Consider the following 18,069-nt stretch of genomic DNA (forward strand, 5'->3'; position numbering starts at 1 on the left):
CGACCACCCCGGACGGGACCCGTGAGCTCAGGGTGCTGTCAGCGACACCACGGCCGCGTCGAGCAGGCGCGTGCCCTCGACCCGGGCGGCGAGGACGACGAGGGCCTCCCCGCGGTGCTCGGGGGTGATCGGGTCGAGGGTCGCGGGGTCCACGGCGAGCGCATAGGCCCACTCCGCCTCGTCCGACCCGAGCGCGTCGGCGAGGGTCCCGAGGACGGCGCCGACGGAGGGGGCGGCCTCCTGGGCCGCCGTGATCGTGCGGGAGAGCACGAGGGCGCGCTCACGGCCGGCGTCGGAGAGATAGGTGTTGCGGCTCGAGCGGGCGAGGCCCGTGGGCTCCCGCTGGATCTCCACGGGCTCGATCCGCACGGGGAGGTCGAGGTCGGCGACGAGACGGGTGAGGATCGCGAGCTGCTGGGCGTCCTTGCGGCCGAACACGGCGACGTCGGGCGCGGCGAGCGTCAGCAGCTTCGTGACGACCGTGACGACCCCGTCGAAGTGCCCGGGACGGGCGGCGCCCTCGAGGAGCGTCCCGGCGCGGCCGGCGCTCACCGAGACGGTCGGCGGCAGCACGGGGTACATCTCCTCGGCCGAGGGCGCGAAGACGAGGTCCACGAGCCCGTCGACGGCGGCGAGGTCCGCGTCGAGGTCCCGCGGGTAGGCCTCGTAGTCCTCCCCCGGGCCGAACTGGAGGGGGTTGACGAAGTCGCTGAGGATCACGTGGTCCGCGACCTCGCGGGCGCGGGCGACGAGCGCGAGGTGGCCGTCGTGGAGGGCGCCCATCGTGGGGACCAGCGCGACGGTCCCCGGCAGGGCCGCTCGGGCCTCGCGGAGGGCGGCCTTCGTGGTGACGAGGTCGGTGGTGCGATCGGTGCCGGGGCGGGTCATGCGTCCTCCGTGTCGGGGTCCTCGAGCAGGGCGCGGATCCGCTGCTCCGTGAGGGAGGGTAGTCCCGAGCGGTCCAGGGCGGCGCGCGCGAGGGCGCGGTAGGTGGCGGAGGTGTCCGCGGGATCACCGGGCAGGGCGGTCGCGTCGAGGTCGTCGAGCGCGCCGAGGTGGGAGGCGACGGTGCCGGCGTCCCCGCGCACCACCGGTCCCGTGAGCGCGGCGGAGCCGTGCCGCAGGGCGTTGTCCAGGGCGGCCTCGAGCAGGGGCCGCAGCAGATGCCCGGGCTCCTCGATCCCGATCCTCGCGAGCGCCTCGCGGGCCTGGTCCACGAGCACCACGAGGTGGTTCGCGCCGTGGGCGAGGGCCGCGTGGTAGAGCGCGCGGTCCCCCTCGGGGAGCACGAACCCCTCCCCTCCGAGCTCGACCACGAGCGCCGCGGCGATCGGGGCGAAGAGCTCGCTCGCCGTGATCGCCATGGGGCAGCCGAGCAGTCGCGGGAGGTCGTCGCGGGTGCCGGTGAAGGTCATGGCGGGGTGGATCGCGAGCGTCGCGCAGCCGGCCTCGGCGAGCGGGGCGAGCACCTCGGTCCCGTAGCGGCCGGAGGTGTGCACGACCAGCTGCCCTCCGGGCACGAGTCCCGTCGCGGCGATGCCCGCGGCGAGCGGGCCCAGCTGGTCGTCGGGCACGGCGAGGAGCAGCAGCTCGCTGCGCTCGACGATCGCGGGCACGTCGAGCAGCGGCACCCCGGGCAGGAGCTCCGCCGCCCGCTCGCGGGAGACGTCGGAGACGGCGTAGGCGCCGGTGATCGCATGGCCCTCCGCGCGCAGCGCCGCACCGAGCACGGCGCCCACGCGGCCCGCGCCGATGATGCCGATGCCGAGCCGGGGCGCGTCGGCGCTCATCGCCCCTCCCCCGTCCGCGATGCGCCGGAGGCGGCCGGTGCGGCCGCGGCCAGCGGCGGGACGGGCCAGCCGTCGCGCTCGGTGTAGCGGCGCGCGGTCGCGGCGTCGAGGGCGAGGGCGGCGTGCAGCACGAGGGCGTCGGCCCGCGGCAGGGCGTCGAGCTCGACCGTGTGACCGGCGACGGCGACGGAGAGGTCGAGGCTCCCGAGCCGGCGGGCGAGCGGGCCGTCCCCCACGGAGAGCTCCTGGACGCGGTCACGGGGGACGATCTGCACCCGCCGGGCGAGGAGACCGCTGCGGCGCACCACGGCGCCGGGGAGCAGGACGGTGACGACGGTGCGCCGGGCGTACCACTGCAGGGGGTGCGGCGCGCGCAGGCCGGGCAGCTCCCGGGCGGGCGCGGTGAGCAGCCGCTCGAGCGCGGCGAGGTCGTCGCCGGTCCCCAGCGGCGGGGCGAGGTGGCCGATGGTCGACGCGAGCTCGTCCGGGGTGCCCACGGGGAGCACGCTGCGGGCGCCGCCGTCCTCGTCCTCGTCGATGCCCGCGACGGTGACGGTCACGGCGGTCCAGCGCGGGGCGCGCCACAGCAGCGGCCGGCGCAGCTCGAGGCGCTGGATGCGGTCCGGGGCGATCGTGTCCGCCCGGGTGTTCGCGAGGCCGCGGCGCATCCGCAGCCCGGAGTCGGAGACGCGGGAGACGAAGCCCCAGCCGCTCTCGATGCGGCCGAACACGTAGCGCGGGACCGCGATCACGGCGGGGAGCAGCGGCACGAGGATGGCGATCGAGAGCCCCTCCTGCCAGATCGCGAGCGCGATCGTCACGCCCAGGCCGATGACGCTCGCGGCGAGGCCCAGCAGGAAGGAGCTGTCGCGCAGCAGGGAGCGGACCAGGCGCTCGGTGGGGATCTCGGCGATCAGCTCGCCGTCGGTGACGCCGTCGTGCAGGATCGCCCGGGCCCTCGCGGCGAGGTCCCGCTCCCCTGAGGGACGGTCCGCGGGATCGGGTGCTCCCGGCGACGACGTCGCCGCGGCTCCGGTCGCCGGCGCAGCCCCGGGATCGACGGGCGTCCCCGGGGCCGTCGCCGCCGCTGTCCCCGACGTCTCCGCGCCGGCTGCTCCGGTCGCGCCCGCGGGCCCGCCGTCGGCCGACCCCCCGGCCCCGGGCGCAGGTCCGTCCACGGTCGCCGGTCCGGCCCCGGGCACGGTCCCGGCGGCGACCTCGAGGATCCGTCGGCGCAGGTCCTCCGCCTCCGCGGAGCGCACGTAGGCGATGTCGAGGTAGGACTCGCCGCCGCCGGCGACCTCGATCCGCACCTTCGCGAGGCCCAGCAGGCGCGCGAGGAGGGGACGCTCGAGGGAGACCGACTCGATCCGGGCGCGCGGGGCGAACTGCCGGGTGCGGCTGAGCAGACCGCTGCGGCGCACCACGCCTTCCTCGTCCACCCCGTAGCTCGTGGCCCACCACGACAGGGCCGAGACCACGACGCCGATGACCACCGCGGCCCCGAGGACCCCCAGGCCGATCAGCAGCCGTCGCACGGTGAAGTCCCCCACGAGGGCGGCGAGATTCTGCGCGGTGAGCACCGCGACCGCGCCGACCACGATCCGCCATCCGGTGACGAGCGGGGTCAGCGGATGGGTGCGACGGTGCCCGGGAGGGAGCGCGGAGCTCACAGCGCCGCCATCCGGTCCACGCCGCGCTCCGCGAGGAGGCCGCGCAGGCGCTCCGCCTCGTCCCGCGGGAGGCCAGGCAGCGAGGGCGCCTCGTCCGAGGCGCCGGTCGTGAGCTCGAGGGTCGCGAGGCCGTAGCGGCGCTCGATCGGCCCCTCGCCGATCGTCACGGACTGCACCCGGCCGTAGGGCACGGTCGAGACCGTGCGGAACATGATCCCGCGGGCGATCACGAGCTCCTGCTCGCCGTCGAGGTAGCCGATCGCCCGCACCCGGCGCGGGGTGAGCAGCAGGGACTGGACGATCACGGCGAGCGGCACGACGGCGACCGCGGCGATCCACCACCAGGAGGTGATCGCGGCGAGCACGACGGCGCCGACGGCCAGGGCGAGGGCGATCACGTACCCCGGTATCGCCGCGAGGTAGCGGGCGGGGACGAGCGAGGGCGAGACCGGGCGCAGCCCGTCGACGCCGAGCAGCCGCCCGTCGCGGATCGTCGGAGCGGGCTCGTGCCCGGCGGCGGTCCCGTGCGGCGTGCTGTGCTCGACCGGCGCGGTGGGCTCGCCGGGTGCGGGGGGCTCGTGCGGCGCGGTGGGCTCGTCGGGCGAGGAGGTCATGGGGACATCGTGTCATCGATGCCGGGGCGCAGGGCTCCCCGGAGGTCGAGGGACGCTCCGACGGACGTCGCCCCCGTCGCCGCCCGGCTCAGGACCCGACGTGCGCGCGCTCCCCGCCCTCGCCGTCCTGCGGGGGCAGCGTGCCCCAGCGCTCCACGACGACGCCCAGAACGCCCAGGGCAGTGCCCGCGAGGGCCGCGGCGGTGCTCGGCACCACCGCGCTCCACAGATCGCCGGTGCCGGTGACCAGGAGGAACAGCGACTGCCCGGAGAAGAGGCCGCCGACGATCGCGCCCGTGTAGGCGCAGGCCCGGGCGATCAGCACGGTGCGGTAGGCGGTGGGCAGGTCGATCTGATGACGGCGCGGCGCGACCGTCGGGTGCTCGTCGCGGTCCCGGCTCTCTGCCATGTAGCGCCGCAGCGGGAGGCCGTGCACGAGCAGCACGCCGATGAGGGCGAGCTCGACGACCGTGGTGAGCCAGCCCGTGACCGGGACGCTGCGGCCGCGCGCCGCCATGACGTCGAGGACCTGCGCGCCGAAGCCCGTGCCGATCAGCCAGATCAGCACCAGCAGCGGGATGCTCAGCGGCTTCACGAGCGCGCGTACCCCGGGATCGCGGGACCGGGGCGCAGGCCGTCCCGATCGGGGGCGACCGCGGCGAGGGCGGCGACCTCGCCGTGCCCGGGCAGCAGGGCCCCGGGCCGGGCGAGCCGCCACGGCTCCAGCACGAAGGCGCGCTCACGGGCGCGCGGGTGCGGGAGGGTGAGCTCCTCGTCCTCGCTCGTGTGCGCGCCGTAGGCGATGACGTCGACGTCGAGGGTGCGCGGGCCCCAGCGCACGAGGCGCTCACGGCGGGCGTCCTGCTCGAGGCGCTGGCACTGCGCGAGCAGCGCGAAGGGCGAGAGCGCGGTGCGCACGCCGACCACGGCGTTGAGGAAGGCGTCCTGCTCGACCCCGCCCACCGGGTCGGTCTCGACCACCGGGGAGGTCCAGTCCACCTCGACGCCGGGCGTGCGGTCCAGGAGCTCCAGCGCCCGCGCGAGATGCCCCTCGCGGTCACCGAGGTTGGTGCCCACGGCGAGCACCGCGTCGACGGGCTCGGCGTCGCGGACGATCCGCAGCCGCACGTCGTCCACGGGCAGGCCGACGGGCGCCGCGGGCTTGTGCACGGTCACCTCGATGCGGCGCACGAGGGGGTCGCCGATCGTCCCCAGCACCCGGGCGGCGAGACGCTCGGCGAGGGTCTCGACGAGCGCGACGGGCTCGCCCTCGATCTCCTCGCGGGCGATCCGCGCGACCTCGGCGTAGTTCACGGTCCGCTCGAGACGGTCGCTGCGGCCGGCGGCGGCGGTGTCCACGTGCAGGGCGACGTCCACGACGAACTGCTGGCCGAGCTCCGTCTCCTCGGCGAGCACGCCGTGGCGGCCCCAGGCGCGGATCCCGGCGACCTCGATGCGGTCGCGGGCGGGCTCGGACGCGGCGAGACTCATGCGCGCTCCTCCTGTCGGGTCCCCCGGGCATGGCGCAGGCGGTCGCCGACCCGCACCGCCGCGAGATTGGCGGGCACCTCGTGTACGCGCACGGCCCAGGCGCCGCGCTCCGCGCTGTAGGCGCTGATCGCGGCCGTCGCCGCGTCGCGGTCCACGTCGAGGGCCCCCACGAAGCGTTTGCGGGAGGCGCCGATGAGCACGGGCAGGCCGTGGGAGGCGATCGACTCCCAGTGCGCGAGCAGCTCCCAGTTCTGGTCACCGGTCTTGGAGAATCCGAGCCCCGGGTCCGCGACGAGGAAGTCGTCCTCGAGCCCTGCGGTGCGGAGCGCCTCGAGGCGGGCGTCGAGCTCGGCGGCGCTCTGCGCGGCGACGTCCTCGTAGACGGCGAGGTCGTTCATGACGTCGCTGTGGCCGCGCCAGTGCATCGCGATGAACACCGGCGGGGTGCCCAGTCGCGTGCGCAGGCCCGCGGCGATGGTGCCCATGTCGCGGTCCGCGGAGCCCGCGGAGACGTCGTTGACGATGAGCGCGCCGGCCTCGACGGAGGCGGCGGCGACGGAGGAGCGCATGGTGTCCACGCTCAGGGTGACCCCCTCGGCGGCGAGGGCGGCGACCACGGGGACCACGCGTCGCAGCTCCTCCTGCTCGTCGACGCGGGGAGCGCCCGGGCGGGTGGACTCACCGCCCACGTCGATGATGTCCGCGCCCTGCTCGAGGAGGAGCCGGGCGTGGGCCACGGCCTCCTCGTAGCGGTCGTGGTGGCCGCCGTCGGAGAAGGAGTCGGGGGTGACGTTGAGGACGCCCATGACGAGGGTGCGGTCCTCCCCCAGGGACGCGGGCAGCCCCCGGGGTCGGCGCACCGGCGTGCCCACGGCTCAGCCCCGCTGGATGAGGCTCATGGCCTCGGCGCGGGTCGCGCCGTCGCGCAGCTGACCGCGCACGGCGCTCGTCACGGTGCGGGCGCCCTCGGCGCGCACGCCGCGCATGGACATGCACTGGTGCTCCGCCTCGAGGACGACGATCGCGCCGGCCGCGCCGAGCTCCTCCATGAGGGCCTCCGCGATCTGGGTCGTGATCCGCTCCTGCACCTGCGGGCGCCGCGCGTACACGTGGACGAGGCGGGCGAGCTTGCTCAGCCCCGTCACGCGTCCGTCCCCCGGGATGTAGCCCACGTGGGCGACGCCGTGGAAGGGCAGCAGGTGGTGCTCGCACAGCGAGTGGAAGCGGATGTCCCGCACCAGCACGAGCTCCTGGTGGTCGATCTCGAAGGTCGTGGACAGCGGCTCGTGCGCGTCCTTGTCGAGTCCCTCGAAGACCTCGGCGTACATGCGCGCCACCCGCGCCGGGGTGTCGCGCAGCCCGTCGCGGTCGGGGTCCTCCCCGATGCCCGCGAGGATCTCGCGGACACCGGCGGCGACGCGGTCCAGGTCGACCGGCATCTCAGTACCCCGTCCCGTCGCTCTGACCGGGGGCGCCCGGGATCCCGGGGCCGTCGCCGCCCGGATGGGGCAGCTCGGGCGCGCCGGGCTGCAGCGGCTCGCCGGCGTCGTGGGACTCGGTGCCCGTGCCGGTCGTGCTCACGCCGACGCTCGGCGGGGCGAGGGCGGGGCGGTCGGTGTCCGACTGCCACACCTCGCGCCGCGGGTGCTTGCGGACGTCCGCGAAGATCGCGGCGAGGTCGTGCTCGTTGAGGGTCTCCTTCTCCAGGAGCTCCTCGACGAGCCGGTCCAGCACGTCGCGGTTCTCGGAGATGACGGCCCAGGCCTCGTCGAGGGCGTTGTCGAGCAGTGCGCGGACCTCCTGGTCCACGATGCTCGCCGTCTCCGCGCTGTAGGCGGGGCCCTGGCCCTGCTGCATGCCCACGAAGACCTCGTCCTGGTCGCCGGAGAGGGCGACCTGGCCGATCTTCCCGCTCATGCCGAGCTGCGTGACCATCGTGCGCGCGATCTTCGTCGCGTTCTGCAGGTCGGAGCTGGGACCGGTGGTGACGTCGTGGAAGATGCTCTCCTCGACGGCGTAGCCGCCCATGGCGTAGGCCAGGCGGTCCAGCAGCTCGTTGCGGGACTGGTAGTTGCGGTCCTGGGTGGGGACCACCATCGTGTAGCCGCCCGCGCGGCCGCGCGGCAGGATCGTCACCTTGGTGACCGGGGCGGAGTTGTTCATGGCCGCCGCCACGAGCGCGTGGCCGCCCTCGTGGTACGCGGTCATCTGGCGCTCGCGCTCGGACATGACCTTCGAGTACCGCTGCGGGCCCATGGAGACGCGGTCGATCGCCTCGTCCAGCGCCCGGTTGTCGATGATCTGGTTGCCGGAGCGGGCGGTGAGCAGTGCGGCCTCGTTGAGCACGTTCGCGAGATCCGCACCGGACATGCCGATCGTGCGGCGGGCGACGGCCTCGAGGTCGACGTCGTGCGCGAGCGGCTTGCCCTTCGCGTGCACGGTGAGGATGTGCAGGCGGCCCTTGAGGTCGGGCGCCTCGACCGCGATCTGGCGGTCGAAGCGGCCCGGGCGCAGCAGCGCCGGGTCGAGGATGTCCACGCGGTTGGTGGCAGCGATGAGGATGACGTTCTGGTTCTCGTCGAAGCCGTCCATCTCGACGAGCATCTGGTTCAGCGTCTGCTCGCGCTCGTCGTGGCCGCCGCCCATGCCGGCGCCGCGATGGCGGCCCACGGCGTCGATCTCGTCGATGAAGATGATCGCGGGGGCGTTCTCCTTCGCCGTCGAGAAGAGGTCGCGCACACGGCTCGCGCCGACACCCACGAACATCTCCACGAAGTCGGAGCCGGAGATCGAGTAGAAGGGCACGTTCGCCTCGCCGGCCACGGCCCGCGCGAGGAGCGTCTTGCCGGTGCCGGGAGGGCCGTACAGGAGCACGCCCTTGGGGATCTTGGCGCCCACGGCCTGGTACTTGCCCGGGTCCACGAGGAACTGCTTGATCTCGTCGAGCTCCTCGACGGCCTCCTCGGCGCCCGCGACGTCCGCGAAGGTGACCTTCGGGGACTCCTTGTTGAACAGCTTCGCCTTGGACTTGCCGAACTGCATCGCCCGGCCGCCGCCGCCCTGGGCGTTCATGATGAGGAACCAGAACAGGCCGATGAAGATCAGCAGCGGCAGGAAGGACACCAGAAGGGTGGACCACCAGGAGCTGGTGGCGATCTCGTCGGTGTAGCCCTTCTCGGGATCCGCGGCGGTGACGGCGGAGACGACGTCGTCCGCGCGGGCGGTGACGTAGGAGAACTGGACCTTCTTGCCCTTGTCCTCGTCGCCGTCCTTGTAGTTCTCGGTGAGCACGAGGTCGACGCGCTGCTGGTTGCCGTCGATGATCTTGGCCTGCTCGACGGTGCCGCCCTTGAGCAGCTCGAGCCCCTGCTCGGTGTCGACCTGCTGGTAGCCGTCCCGACCGAGGAAGGTGAACAGGACCATGCCGGCCAGCAGCGCCACCACCACCCAGATCGCGATGGAGGTGAACGGGCGCTTGCGCCGCCCGGACCGGGAGGTGGTGGGGTCGTTCGCCATGTCAGCCCTCGTAGACCGAGCGCTTGAGGACGCCCACGTAGGGGAGGTTCCGGTAGGTCTCCGCGTAGTCGAGCCCGTAGCCGATGACGAACTCGTTGGGGATGTCGAAGCCGAGGTAGCGCACGTCGATCTCGACCTTCGCGGCGTCCGGCTTGCGCAGCAGGGTCGCGATCTCGACGGACTTCGGGCCGCGCGAGCGCAGGTTCGCGAGGAGCCACTTCAGCGTGAGCCCCGAGTCGATGATGTCCTCGACGATGAGCACGTGGCGGTTCGAGATGTCCGCGCCGAGGTCCTTGAGGATGCGGACGACGCCGGAGGACTTGGTGCCCGATCCGTACGAGGAGACGGCCATCCAGTCCATCTCGACGCTGAGGTCCGTCGCGCGGGCGAGGTCCGCCATGACCATGACGGCGCCCTTGAGCACGCCCACCATGATCGGGGGCTCGTCCGCGTAGTCCTCGGCGATCTGCCGGCCGAGCTCGGCGAGCCGATCGGCGATCTGCTGCTCGGTCAGCAGCACGCGATCGACGTCGGGGTGGATGTGCGTCTGGGGCACGCGGGTCTCCTCCGTGGGTGCGTGGGTGCGGTCGCCGCGGCTCGAGGTCCTCAGGGGTCACCCCTTCGCCATACCAGCATTCCGTCGCGACGAGCGACCTCGATCCTACCCGGAAGGGGCACCGCTGCCTGACCGTGCCATGTGACGGTCAGGGAGTCCGCGGCGAGCACCTGCCGGCGCAGCAGGGACTTGCCCGAGGAGGTGCCCGCGGCGGCCGCCGCACGGCGCGAGGCGTCGCGCAGCACCCGGGTGCGCAGCGGGGTCGGGGCGGCGGCGAGGGCGTGCACGTCCAGCAGCAGCAGGTCCCGCTCCTCCCGGAGCTCGCCGCCGTCGCGGGTGAGGGCCGCGAGCAGCTCCTCGGCCTCGGCGTCGAGATGGTCGGCGTCGGGGCGCACGAGCTCGGCGGTGCGGGCGAGGTTCTCATCGATCTGCACGCCGAGCAGCTCCCGCAGCAGCGGGAGCGCCCGGTGGCGCACGCGGGCACGGAGCAGGGACTCGTCCGCGTTCATCGGGTCCTCCCACCACTCGAGCTCGTGCACGCGGCAGATCTCCTCGGTGTCCGCGCGGCGCAGCCAGGTGCTCTCGTCGCGGCCGCTGCCGAGGAACGGTCGCAGGATCGCGCCGCGGCGGCGCGGGATCCCGGCGAGTGCGCGGGGCCCGGCGCCGCGGGCGAGGCCCATGAGCACCTGCTCGGCCTGGTCGTCGAGGGTGTGGCCGAGCAGCAGCGCGAGCGCACCGCGCTCCTCGACGAGTCGGTCCAGCGCGTCGTGGCGGGCGGTGCGCGCGGCGGCCTCGACGCCGCCGCCGCTCGTGAGGTCCACGTCGACGCGCAGCACGATCGCCTCCGCGCCGAGGTCCTCCGCCTGGACCCGCGCACGCTCGGCGACGCCCGCGGAGTCCTCCTGGAGGCCGTGGTCGACGATCGCGGCGAGGGTCCCGAGCCCCATGCGGCGCCCCACCCAGACCGTCGTGGCGAGCAGGGCGAGGGAGTCCGCCCCGCCGCTGAGCCCCACGACGAGTGTCGGGGTGTAGCGGGCGGCGTCGGTGTCGTCGGCGAGCTGCTCGATCCGCTCGGTGAGCGCGAGCCGCACGGCCGTGCGGGCGCGGGCGACGACGGGCGGCGGTCCGGCCATCACTCGCCCTGGACGAGCTCGGCGGCGACGGCGTCCGCCGCGGCGCGGGCCTCCGCGGCGCGCGAGCCGTCGAAGCCGTGGACGACGATCGAGTAGCCGACGGTCCGGCCGTCGGGGAGGACGGCGGTCCCCGCGAGCGCCGAGGACCCGCCCAGGTAGCCGGTCTTGCCCCGCACCAGGCCGCGGGCGGTGCTCGCCTCCTTCTCGGAGAACCGTTCGGCGAGGGTCCCGGAGAGCCCGGCGATCGGCACGTCGTAGAGGATCGGGGTGAGGGCCGGCACGCCGCCCGAGGCGACCTCGCCGAGCACGGCGGCGAGCAGGGCGGGCGGGACCCGGTTCTGCGTCGAGAGGCCCGAGGCGTCCCGGATCACGAGGTCGTCGAGGTCGCTCGAGGGCACACCGACCTCGGCGGCCAGCTCGCGGACCCCGTCGGTGAGGGCGGCGGCCGCCCCCTCGGGCGTGGTCGGCTCGCCGCGGGCGGCGGCGAGCAGGTGGCCGAGCAGCTCGGCGGTCGTGTTGTCGGAGATCTGGAGGGTGTGGCGGACGATCTCGGAGAGCGGCGCGGACTCGACCTCGACGACGGCGGCGCCCTCCGGCGCGGTCCCCTCGGAGACGGACCCCTCCACGTCCACCCCCTGCTCCCCCAGCAGCTCGGCGAAGCGGGAGGCGACGTCCCCGACGGGATCGGTGGACTTGGGTCCGTACTCCTCGCCGTCGAGCCACCCCTCGTCCAGAGCCATCGCCGCGGTCGGGGTGACCCAGCCGCCCGCGGTCCCGTTGCTCCCCCATGCGGGGTTCTGCCCGCCCTCGATCGCGGAGGTGTCCACGGCGAGCCGGACGGTGCCGCTCCCCTGCTCCCGTGCCAGCCCCGCGGCACCCTCCGCGAGTGTGCGGAGGTCGCCGTCGTCGAGCGTCATGTCACCCTCGCCCTGCAGCACGACAGTGCCGTCGCTCACGAGGGCCCGTGTGGTCAGGGTCTCCCCGGGGTCCACCTCGCTCAGCAGCGCGGCGGCGGTGAGCAGCTTGAGGGTCGACGCGGGCACCCGGGCCGTCCCGGCGTCGCGCTCGGCGATCACCTCACCGGACTCGGCGTCCACGACGCTGTAGGCGAGGTTCCCGTCGACCACCGGCTCGGAGGCGTGCTCGTCCATACGAGAGGCCAGGTCGGCGGAGGTTTCCGGGTCCACGCTCGGCGCTATCCCGCCGCTCGGGGCGAGCACCGTGACGCGCTCGTCGTCCTCGGCGACGGCACGCGGGCCGGCCTCCTGACCGCTCCCGGAGGAGGCGGTCGTGAGGACCCCCGGGAAGGCGTCGGCGAGGTCGCCCACCACGTAGAAGCTCAGCGGGACGGCCGCGCACAGCGCGATCGCCGTGTTCCGCCATATGCGCTCGGAGACCATTCCCCCACGATAGAGTGTCGAGGTCAGTACGAGAGCCCGCTGGGCCAGGAGCAATGGAGCGGCAGTCGTGGAATTCGACGTGACCATCGAGATCCCCCGGGGGAACCGCAACAAGTACGAGGTGGATCACCACAACGGTCGCATCCGGCTGGACCGGATGCTGTTCACCGCCACCCGCTATCCCGATGACTACGGGTTCATCGAGGGCACCCTCGGTGAGGACGGCGACCCGCTGGACTGCCTGGTCCTGCTCGAGGAGCCGACCTTCCCGGGCTGTCTGATCCGCTGCCGTGCGCTGGGCATGTTCCGCATGCGCGACGAGGCCGGCGGCGACGACAAGATCGTGGCCGTGCCGGTGGGCGACCGCCGCCAGGTGCGCCGTCAGGAGCTCACGGACGTCTCCGAGTTCCACCGCCTGGAGATCCAGCACTTCTTCGAGGTCTACAAGGACCTCGAGCCGGGCAAGAGCGTCGAGGGCGCCCACTGGGAGGGCCGCTCGGACGCCGAGGCCGAGATCCGCCGCTCCTACGAGCGCGCCGTCGGCACCGAGCACGAGAACGAGTTCACGCGCGTCGACTGAGCGCGGCGCGTCCGGGGCACGGCCCCGACCGAGCGGAAGGGCCCCGGATCCTGTGATCCGGGGCCCTTCGCCGTCGGGGCGGGACGTCGCGCGGGGACGCCCTGCGGGGGTCAGAGCCGGCGGGCGTCGACCTCGTCCGGCGCGGTCCCCTCGACGGTCTCGCCCTGGACGGTGACGGCCTGGGCGAAGATGTCCTCGAGGGCGGAGACCACGCTGCGGGAGACGGCGCGGGCGCCCGCCCCGCCGATCACGGCGCCGATCCCGAAGGGGAGCAGCCGGCCCAGCCAGAGGCTGCCGCTGCGGGAGAGCACGCGGCGCCGCACGTACTTCGAGACCTGCTTCGTCACGAGCGAGGGGACGACTCCGCCGCCGGCGAGCACGCTCCCCCACTGGTGGCCGGAGCGGCCCATCGCACGGGCGATGATCTGCTCGCCGCGCTCCCCGCTGAGGACGGCCATGAGCACGAGCCGGCGCGTGTTGCGGTCGCGCATGTCGATCTCGTGGATCTCCGCCGTCGCGAGCATCGCGAAGGCCGCGGCCTCGCCGAAGCTGAGGCCCTCGCCGACGGTCAGTCCCATCGCCGCGATCGTGCCGATGCCGGGGAGGGCGGCGGCGCCGCCGATCCCGGCGCCGCTCGCGGTCGCGAGCAGCGTGAAGCGGCGGGAGATCATGCGCAGCAGCTCCGCGCGGTCCGCCTCGGGGTGCGCGGCGCGCAGGTGCGCGACGTAGCGGCGCGCGAGCGGCGCCTGCGCGGCGATCGCGGAGTCGAGCCCGGCGATCCAGCGCTCGTCGAGCGCGCTGTCGCCCTCCTCCGCGGGGATCTGGGCGGGGGTGTTGTCGGTCGAGGTCACCGGGTGCTCCGTTCCGTCGGTGGTGGGACGGGGACAACCTACCCGGAGAGCCCGGGACCGCCCTGCGCGGCGCGGTCCGGGGCGGCGCCGGTCCTCAGCGGCGGGCGGTGTCGACGACGACCTCGCCGTCGCCCAGGCGCTCGATGTCCCCGGTCAGGCCCAGGCGCCACACGGCCTCGGGCAGCTCGGCGAGGCGGGGGACGTAGGCGTTGTCCGAGAAGGAGCGCGGGACCGATCGGTCGTGGCAGAGCACGCCGTGCAGGTGGTCGGTCTCGTGCTGGAGGATGCGGGCGGTCCAGCCCGCGTGCTCCTCGTCGACCTCGCGCAGCTCACCGGTGGGCAGCAGCTCCGTCGCGCGCAGACGCACGCGCCGGGAGCGGGGGACGATCGAGCTGAAGCCGTCCACGGAGAGGCAGCCCTCCCAGGCGTAGACCTGCTCGGTGCCGAGCAGCTCGACGGCGGGGTCGAGCAGGGCTCGCAGGGCGAGCGGGCGGCGCTCGAGGAGGTCGTCGTCGTCCTCGTCGCCGGCGTAGCGGTCCTCGACGACGACCATCTGCAGCGGCAGGCCGATCTGCGGGGCGGCGAGCCCGACCCCGGGCGCCTCGCGCATGGTCAGGGTCATCGCGTCGGCGAGCTCGGGGAGGAGCTCGGCGAGACCGGCGTCGAGACGTGCGACGGCGCCCGCGGCGCGGCGGCGCAGCGCGGGGTGCCCCGTCTGGACGATGCGCAGGGGCGCGTCCGCACTGTCGCGACGGTCGAGGAGGCGGCGGGCGAGATCGGAGATGTCCACGGGACAAGTATGCGGCCCCGACCCGCTCCCCACCTCGGCGAACGGTGGTCCCTGTCACAGGAGAGATGGGCTACACTCGCCCTGCCGGTGCAGGGAAGCACCACGCGATCCTGCGGAGTACCGGTGAGCACTGAGCAGTACTACTTCACAACGGATCGTCCGGCACGTACCTGCCGGTGAAGGGAATCACCATGGCTACCGTCACGTTCGACAACGCCTCGCGCGTCTACCCGGGCCAGGAGCGCCCGGCCGTGGACAACCTCAACATCGAGATCGGCGACGGCGAGTTCCTCGTCCTCGTCGGCCCCTCGGGTTGCGGCAAGTCCACCTCGCTGCGCATGCTCGCCGGTCTCGAGGAGATCGACGCGGGTCGCATCCTCATCGGCGACCGCGACGTCACCGACGTCCCCCCGAAGGATCGCGACATCGCGATGGTCTTCCAGAACTACGCCCTGTACCCGCACATGACCGTCGCGGACAACATGGGCTTCGCGCTGAAGATCGCGGGCACCCCGAAGGCGGAGATCCGCAAGCGCGTCGAGGACGCGGCCGCGATCCTCGACCTCACCGAGTACCTCGACCGCAAGCCGAAGGCGCTCTCCGGCGGTCAGCGTCAGCGTGTCGCCATGGGCCGCGCGATCGTCCGCTCGCCCCAGGTGTTCCTCATGGACGAGCCGCTCTCGAACCTCGACGCGAAGCTGCGTGTGTCCACCCGTACCCAGATCGCCTCGCTGCAGCGTCGTCTCGGCGTCACCACGGTGTACGTCACCCACGACCAGACCGAGGCCATGACGATGGGCGACCGCGTCGCCGTCCTCAACGCGGGCGTGCTCCAGCAGATCGACACCCCCCGCCGCATGTACGACCACCCGGACAACGTGTTCGTGGCCGGCTTCATCGGCTCCCCCGCGATGAACCTCATCGAGGAGAAGCTGACGGACCAGGGCGTGCAGTTCGGCGGCGCGACCCTCCCCGTGGACCGCACCACCCTCTCCGACACCAACGAGTCCTCCGTGACCGTGGGTGTGCGCCCCGAGGACCTCGAGCTCGTCGGTGACGGCCAGGGCCTCGCGGTCGAGGTCGACGTGGTCGAGGAGCTCGGTGCGGACGCCTACGTCTACGGCCGCCTCGCCGGCGCCGACGAGACCGCCAAGCCGGTCATCGCCCGCGTCGACGGCCGCCGCCCCCCGATGAAGGGCGAGACGGTGTACTTCCGCCCCAAGCAGGGCCACCTGCACCTGTTCGACGTGAAGTCCGGCCAGCGCCTCGGCGACTGACCTCCCAGGACTCGTCCACGACGGGCGTCCGGCCACCGGCCGGGCGCCCGTCGTCCGTCCTCGGGCCGCCCGTCCTGGCGTCACCCGTGCGAGGGGACCCCGACCTGGGGGACAATGGGGCCATGGCACCCCTGGAGATCACCGCGTCCCGTGCGGATCCGGCCCTGCTGGACCTGCCCTGGGAGCAGCCGCTGGAGGACTGGCCGGACGAGATCCTGGCGGCCCTGCCCCGCGGCATTTCCCGTCACGTGGTCCGCTTCGCCCGGGTCTCGGGCCGCGTGCTCGCCCTCAAGGAGATCGACCACACGCTCGCCCGCCGCGAGTACGACATGCTCAAGGTCCTCGGGCGCATCGGCATCCCCGCGGTGGTGCCCTTCGCGGTGATCTCCGGCCGCACCTCGCCGCAGGGCGACCCGCTGGACGCCGTGCTCATCACCCGGCACCTCCAGTTCTCGCTCCCCTACCGTGCCGTGTTCAGCCAGGTCTCCCGGCAGGACACCGCGCACCGGCTCCTCGACGCGCTCGCGGTGCTCCTCGTGCGCCTGCACCTCGAGGGCTTCTACTGGGGCGACGTGTCGCTGTCCAACACGCTCTTCCGCCGTGACGCGGGCGCCTTCGCCGCGTACATCGTGGACGTCGAGACCGGCAGCCTGCACGAGCAGCTCTCCGACGGCCAGCGCAGCTACGATCTCGACCTGGCCCGCACGAACATCATCGGCGAGCTCATGGACCTCCAGGCCGGGGACATGATCGACCCGGAGTCGGACCCGGTCGAGGTGGGCGACGACCTCGTGCGCCGCTACAACGACCTCTGGGACGCGCTCACCGCGCGGGAGCAGTTCTCCACGGACGACCGCTGGCGGGTCTCCGCCCGCATCGAGAAGCTCAACAAGCTCGGCTTCGACGTGGGCGAGCTCGAGATCACCACGGACCTCGACGGGACCTCGCTCTCGATCCGCCCCAAGGTCGTCGACGCGGGCCACCACGCCCGCCGGCTCATGCGGCTGACGGGCATCGACGCGCAGGAGAACCAGGCCCGCCGGCTGCTCAACGACCTCGACCACTACCGCGCCGCGACCGAGCAGCAGGCCGAGGAGGAGGAGTTCGTCGCCCACGAGTGGCTGCAGCGGCAGTACGAGCCTGTGGTGCGGGCGATCCCGCGCGGCATGCGCTCCAAGCTCGAGCCGCCCGAGTTCTTCCACGAGGTGCTCGAGCACAAGTGGTTCCTCTCCGAGGAGCGCGGCGCGGACGTCAGCCTCGACGACACGGTCCGGGACTACATCCTCACCGTGCTCGTCCACCGTCCCGACGAGAAGTCCCTCGTCACGACCGAGACCTCGGCGCTGCCGATCATCGAGTCCTGAACCCGCCGGGGCCGCTCACGGTCCCGGGCGCACGAGAGGGGCGGCACCGTCCGGTGCCGCCCCTCTCGTGCTGGTGGAGCGAGGTCAGGCGCGGCCCTGCGCGGCGCGCACGCCGGCGATCTCGTAGAGGGAGATCGCGGCGGCGACGGAGGCGTTGAGGGACTCCGTGCGGCCGGCCATCGGGATCGAGACGACCTGGTCCGCGGTCTCGCGCGCGAGCCGGGACAGGCCCTTGCCCTCGGCGCCGACGACCAGCACGACCGGCTGGGTGCCGAGCTCGAGCTCGCGGCTGGTGACGTCGCCGTCCGCGTCCAGGCCCAGCACGAACACGCCCTGGGACTTGAGCGAGGAGAGCGTGCGGTTGAGGTTCGTGACCTGGGCGACGCGCACGCGGCCGGCGGCGCCCGCCGCGACCTTCCAGACGCTCGCGGTCATCGACACGCTGCGACGCTCGGGGAGGATCACGCCGTGCGCGCCGAAGGCGTCGGCGCTGCGGAGGATCGCGCCGAGGTTGCGGGGATCGGTGATGCCGTCCAGGGCGATCAGCAGCGGCGGCTCGAAGGCGTCGGAGGCGATCTGCAGGAGCTCGTCGACCTCCGCGTACTGGTACGGGGGGATCGTCAGCGAGACGCCCTGGTGCACCGCGTGGTCGGTGCGGCGGTCCAGGTCGGAGCGGGGCACCTCGGTGACGGGGAGGTTGCGCGCGGCGGCGAGGCGCATGATCTCGCGCACCCGCTCGTCGACCTCGATGCGGGTCATGAGCATGAGCTGGGTCGCGGGGACCTCCTCGCGCAGCGCCTCGAGCACGGAGTTGCGCCCGGCGACCTGGTCGCTGCCGGGACTCGCCTTCGCGCCGGAGCTCTTCTTCGCGCCGCCCGCGTAGGCCTTGTGGCCGGGGCGGTCCTGGGCCTTGGGCGTGGGGCCCTTGCCCTCGAGCGCGCGACGGCGCACACCGCCGGAGCCGACGGTCGCACCCTTCTTCGAATGGCGCATGGCGCCTCGCCGTGAGCTGTTGCCTGCCATGGGGTTCCTTC

General features: G+C 73.8%; 18 protein-coding genes. 3 read left to right on the forward strand and 15 right to left on the reverse strand.

All coding sequences use genetic code 11. The features are described 5' to 3' along the window. Positions 1–27: 27 nt before the first annotated feature. The 12 genes from panC to ACYVAP_RS09810 all read right to left on the reverse strand — a co-directional run bounded on the left by panC (position 28) and on the right by ACYVAP_RS09810 (position 12,173). A complete protein-coding gene (gene panC, locus ACYVAP_RS09755; RefSeq protein ID WP_264449491.1) occupies positions 28–888 on the reverse strand; it encodes a pantoate--beta-alanine ligase in 861 nt (286 codons plus the stop codon). Further along, positions 885–1,790: a Rossmann-like and DUF2520 domain-containing protein gene (locus tag ACYVAP_RS09760; RefSeq protein WP_498860502.1), complete on the reverse strand. Its 906-nt coding sequence runs from the start codon at positions 1,788–1,790 to the stop codon at positions 885–887. Before ACYVAP_RS09760 ends, panC begins: the two co-directional genes overlap by 4 nt. Beyond that, complete coding sequence (locus ACYVAP_RS09765) at positions 1,787–3,463, reverse strand: PH domain-containing protein (protein ID WP_498860503.1); 1,677 nt, start codon at positions 3,461–3,463, stop codon at positions 1,787–1,789. Before ACYVAP_RS09765 ends, ACYVAP_RS09760 begins: the two co-directional genes overlap by 4 nt. Then, positions 3,460–4,077, reverse strand: a complete 618-nt coding sequence (locus ACYVAP_RS09770; protein ID WP_264449494.1) for a PH domain-containing protein — start codon at positions 4,075–4,077, stop codon at positions 3,460–3,462. Before ACYVAP_RS09770 ends, ACYVAP_RS09765 begins: the two co-directional genes overlap by 4 nt. Before the next feature lie 88 nt (positions 4,078–4,165). Beyond that, the gene (locus ACYVAP_RS09775; protein WP_498860504.1) at positions 4,166–4,672 is read right to left on the reverse strand and encodes a DUF3180 domain-containing protein; all 507 of its coding nucleotides are present in this window, start codon (positions 4,670–4,672) and stop codon (positions 4,166–4,168) included. Next, positions 4,669–5,568, reverse strand: a complete 900-nt coding sequence (gene folK / locus ACYVAP_RS09780) for a 2-amino-4-hydroxy-6-hydroxymethyldihydropteridine diphosphokinase (protein WP_264449496.1) — start codon at positions 5,566–5,568, stop codon at positions 4,669–4,671. The genes ACYVAP_RS09775 and folK overlap by 4 nt, the downstream gene beginning before the upstream one ends. After that, on the reverse strand, positions 5,565–6,428 hold the full coding sequence (gene folP, locus ACYVAP_RS09785; RefSeq protein ID WP_413541870.1) for a dihydropteroate synthase: 864 nt from the start codon (positions 6,426–6,428) through the stop codon (positions 5,565–5,567). The genes folK and folP overlap by 4 nt, the downstream gene beginning before the upstream one ends. 15 nt (positions 6,429–6,443) lie before the next feature. After that, positions 6,444–7,007 (reverse strand): GTP cyclohydrolase I FolE, encoded by a 564-nt coding sequence (gene folE / locus ACYVAP_RS09790; protein WP_264449498.1) that lies wholly within the window; start codon positions 7,005–7,007, stop codon positions 6,444–6,446. A gap of 1 nt (position 7,008) precedes the next feature. Further along, a complete protein-coding gene (gene ftsH / locus ACYVAP_RS09795) occupies positions 7,009–9,084 on the reverse strand; it encodes an ATP-dependent zinc metalloprotease FtsH (protein ID WP_264449499.1) in 2,076 nt (691 codons plus the stop codon). A 1-nt stretch (position 9,085) separates the two neighbouring features. Further along, positions 9,086–9,640 carry a hypoxanthine phosphoribosyltransferase gene (gene hpt / locus ACYVAP_RS09800; RefSeq protein ID WP_137771070.1) on the reverse strand — a complete coding sequence of 185 codons (555 nt, stop codon included), beginning with the start codon at positions 9,638–9,640 and terminating at the stop codon, positions 9,086–9,088. Between the two features lie 50 nt (positions 9,641–9,690). Further along, positions 9,691–10,773, reverse strand: a complete 1,083-nt coding sequence (gene tilS / locus ACYVAP_RS09805; RefSeq protein ID WP_498860505.1) for a tRNA lysidine(34) synthetase — start codon at positions 10,771–10,773, stop codon at positions 9,691–9,693. Further along, on the reverse strand, positions 10,773–12,173 hold the full coding sequence (locus tag ACYVAP_RS09810) for a D-alanyl-D-alanine carboxypeptidase/D-alanyl-D-alanine-endopeptidase (protein ID WP_498860506.1): 1,401 nt from the start codon (positions 12,171–12,173) through the stop codon (positions 10,773–10,775). Before ACYVAP_RS09810 ends, tilS begins: the two co-directional genes overlap by 1 nt. Before the next feature lie 67 nt (positions 12,174–12,240). Between ACYVAP_RS09810 and ACYVAP_RS09815 the strand changes: the two genes are divergently transcribed. Next, the gene (locus ACYVAP_RS09815) at positions 12,241–12,753 is read left to right on the forward strand and encodes an inorganic diphosphatase (protein ID WP_137771073.1); all 513 of its coding nucleotides are present in this window, start codon (positions 12,241–12,243) and stop codon (positions 12,751–12,753) included. Positions 12,754–12,863: 110 nt separating this feature from the next. Here the strand turns inward: ACYVAP_RS09815 and ACYVAP_RS09820 are convergent, their stop codons facing one another. Continuing rightward, positions 12,864–13,604: a hypothetical protein gene (locus ACYVAP_RS09820; RefSeq protein ID WP_498860507.1), complete on the reverse strand. Its 741-nt coding sequence runs from the start codon at positions 13,602–13,604 to the stop codon at positions 12,864–12,866. Between the two features lie 94 nt (positions 13,605–13,698). Continuing rightward, entirely contained in the window at positions 13,699–14,394 is a 696-nt protein-coding gene (locus tag ACYVAP_RS09825) for a peptide deformylase (RefSeq protein ID WP_498860508.1), read from the reverse strand. A 191-nt stretch (positions 14,395–14,585) separates the two neighbouring features. On the opposite strand from ACYVAP_RS09825, the gene ACYVAP_RS09830 reads away from it, so the two are divergent. After that, on the forward strand, positions 14,586–15,671 hold the full coding sequence (locus tag ACYVAP_RS09830; RefSeq protein WP_498860509.1) for an ABC transporter ATP-binding protein: 1,086 nt from the start codon (positions 14,586–14,588) through the stop codon (positions 15,669–15,671). A gap of 122 nt (positions 15,672–15,793) precedes the next feature. Further along, positions 15,794–17,035, forward strand: coding sequence for a DUF4032 domain-containing protein (locus tag ACYVAP_RS09835; RefSeq protein WP_264449504.1), 1,242 nt, complete (start codon positions 15,794–15,796; stop codon positions 17,033–17,035). A gap of 84 nt (positions 17,036–17,119) precedes the next feature. On the opposite strand, the gene rlmB is transcribed toward ACYVAP_RS09835, so the two are convergent. Further along, positions 17,120–18,058: a 23S rRNA (guanosine(2251)-2'-O)-methyltransferase RlmB gene (gene rlmB / locus ACYVAP_RS09840; RefSeq protein WP_137771078.1), complete on the reverse strand. Its 939-nt coding sequence runs from the start codon at positions 18,056–18,058 to the stop codon at positions 17,120–17,122. Positions 18,059–18,069: the final 11 nt, after the last annotated feature.

Source organism: Brachybacterium horti, assembly GCF_054777615.1.